The following is a 2376-nucleotide window of genomic DNA, read 5'->3' on the forward strand; positions in this document are numbered from 1 at the left end:
GGTTGATCTGCTGGCTGGCGTCGTTGTTGGAATCAGACACCTCGAAGCTGGACACCGTTCCGTCGGCGATCAGCCCGTCGACGAGACGCTTCAATTCCTTGGTCACCGTGACCCGCCACGGATTGCCCTGGTAGGATTCCGAGTGGCACCATTTCCACGGTTTCGGCGGCGCTGTGAAATTGTCCCAGGCCGAAGGCAGCACCTTCTGCGGCGCGCCGTCATATTGCGCCTTGAGTTCGGTTGGCAGCCCGCCGATGACGCCTTGCACATCCTGCGCAAAGGCGGTCGTTGCAAGCGAGGCAAGCGCGGTTGCGGCCAGCAGGCCGCGGATCATTCCTGTCATCTCGTTCTCCTCCGTTCGGTTTGGTTCAGGCTCCTCCACCGGCAGCGCCGGACACCTGCACCGGGGAACTCTCCCGAAACAGGCGATTGAGATCGGCAACAACCTGTCGGGCTTGATGCCGGGAGGTCATGCCGGAAAGGATGCGTTCGGATGCTGCTTGCTGGAAAGTCATGTAGCCGTCGTGGCGCGGCCGCACCCATGCACCCTCCAGCGTCGCGCGCGTATCCCGATAGAAGTCGCCGGTCGCTTCATTGACAGCCTGGTCCTCCCAGGCCGCTGCATGGCCGGGCTGGCCGCCGGCGGCGGCATAGGCGCCACGCTGGACATCGCCGCTCGCGACCCAATAGGCGAAGTCGATCGCGGCATCCCTGGCTTTGGAAAAGGCTGATACGGCTATGCCGGTGCCGCCAAGCGCCGAACCGACCGGACCGCCGGAACCGATGACCGGAACATCGGCAAAGGCCAGCCGGTTCGCCCGAAAGCCAGCCGTCGCATAGGAAACGTAACCATAGATCAGTGGCGCGCAGACGAACCTGGAACCGGCCTCCGCCATACGTTCGGAGACGGCAATCGGGTCCATCTCGAAACACGCGGGATCGACCAGCGCTGCGATCTCGCGCATTGCCTCGAAGACTTGGCTACCGATCTCCACATCGATCAGACCGTGGGACGGATCGGTCGTACAGGCATGCCCGAGATTGCCGGCAAGCGTGTAGAACACCATCAACACGTGAGGCGGCCGCAGCGGCAGCAGCACGCGGCCTTGCCGGGCGAGATCGAGCACCTCGCTCCAGCGCGCCGGCGGCGCCGCGAGCGCATCCGGACGCCATGCCTGGACCTGGGTTGCCGCATCGATCGGGAAAGCCCATTGCCGTCCTTGCCAGTTGTAGCTCGGATAGGACTGGCCGATGCTGCCCGAGGCAAGGGCCGTGCGTTCCGCCTCGCGTCCGGCGACATCCAGCGGCTCCAGGCAGCCTTCGGCCGTGATCTGGCCGACATGCGGATGGTCGATGACGATGAGGTCATAGGCGCGCGCCAGCTCTTCGACCGGGAAGGATTCGAAGTCCTGCAGCGAGCGCTTGTCCCATTCGATGGCAATACCGGTCTTCTGCTGCCACAGCGCCGAGCAGGCGACCATCGGATCATAGCCACGCGGATGGCTCCAGGTCATGCCTTTGAGCTTGGGCGAACTCACAGGCCGAACTCCGCGCGGATGGCGGCACTGTGCTCGCCGATGCGGGGCGCCGCCCGATCGGCCTTGGCTCTTATGCCATCGACCCGGAGCGGCGAACTGGTGGTGAGGATCGAGACATCGTCCTCGCGCGTCACAGTCTGCAGCATGCCGAGGGAATGGAACCCTTCGCTCGCCAGCATCTCCGGCCAGGTCAGCACTTTGGCGCACCAGATGTCGGCCGGCTCGAGGATATCAAGCCACTCGTCGATCGTCTTGGTGGCGATCCGCTGTGCGATGATCGCCTTGATGTCGTCACGCGCGGTGAACCACGACGCAGGCTTGTCGCGATAGGGTGCGAGTTCGCTGAGCGACAGGAGATCGGCCAGCTTGGGAATCGGCGTCATGGCGATGGCGAGGTATCCGTCCTTGGCCGGGTAAACACCGTAAGGCGCCGACAGATAGGCATGCGCGCTGCGGAAGCTGGAGCGCCTGGGCAGCCGGCGGCCGTCATTGAGATGCGTCGTCAGCACCTCGAACTGGAAATCGACCAGCGCTTCCAGGAGACTGGTTTCGATATGGCTGCCCTGGCCGGTGATGCCGCGCCGCACGAGTGCGGCCAGAATGCCCTGCGCGCAGGCGGCACCGGCCAGCATGTCGCCGATGGCAAGACCGAACGGCACCGGCCCTTGGTCCTCATCGCCGTTCAGCCACATCACGCCGGAGCGCGCCTGCGCCAGCAGGTCTTGGCCGGGTCTCTTGACCCATGGTCCGTCTTCGCCATAGCCGCTGATCGAGGCATAGACCAGCCGCGGATTGATCTTGCGGACCGCCTCATAGTCCAAGCCGAGCCGCTCGATGA

General features: G+C 64.6%; 2 protein-coding genes and 1 pseudogene. All 3 read right to left on the reverse strand.

The genetic code is table 11. The annotated features are described in order from the left end of the window. Positions 1-343: pseudogene (locus EN914_RS32280) on the reverse strand (ribose ABC transporter substrate-binding protein); the annotation flags it as partial. Between the two features lie 25 nt (positions 344-368). Continuing rightward, positions 369-1538 (reverse strand): extracellular solute-binding protein, encoded by a 1170-nt coding sequence (locus EN914_RS32285; protein WP_024502500.1) that lies wholly within the window; start codon positions 1536-1538, stop codon positions 369-371. After that, positions 1535-2376: CaiB/BaiF CoA-transferase family protein (locus EN914_RS32290; protein ID WP_164779072.1), on the reverse strand; the 842-nt coding region annotated here is incomplete at its 5' end. The genes EN914_RS32290 and EN914_RS32285, both read right to left, overlap by 4 nt.

This window comes from Mesorhizobium sp. M7A.F.Ca.CA.001.08.2.1 (genome assembly GCF_003998455.1).
Lineage (GTDB): Bacteria > Pseudomonadota > Alphaproteobacteria > Rhizobiales > Rhizobiaceae > Mesorhizobium > Mesorhizobium ciceri.